This window comes from Escherichia sp. 93.1518 (assembly GCF_013368915.2).
GTDB lineage: Bacteria > Pseudomonadota > Gammaproteobacteria > Enterobacterales > Enterobacteriaceae > Escherichia > Escherichia ruysiae.
The window spans coordinates 1-235 of the sequence record NZ_JABWMT020000139.1 but is presented as its reverse complement, the minus strand read 5'-3'; the positions used below and the strand labels follow the sequence as shown (position 1 = coordinate 235).

The window sequence follows — 235 nt, the reverse complement described above, 5'->3', positions numbered from 1 at the left end:
CCTACTTCATAGAGCATAAGCAGCGCAACACCCTTATCTGGTTGCCGACGGATGGCGATGCCGAAAACTTCATGAAAACCCACGTTGAGCCGACCATCCGTGATATTCCGTCGCTGCTGGCGCTGGCTCCGTGGTATGGCAAAAAGCACCGGGATAACACGCTCACCATGAAGCGTTTCACCAATGGTCGTGGCTTCTGGTGCCTGGGCGGTAAAGCGGCAAAAAACTACCGTGA

The 235-nt window shown here is 54.5% G+C and carries 1 protein-coding gene; it reads left to right on the top strand.

Annotated features, from left to right (window positions below; genetic code table 11):
- Nucleotides 1-235: phage terminase large subunit family protein (locus HEN21_RS23680; protein ID WP_183082980.1), on the top strand; the 235-nt coding region annotated here is incomplete at both ends.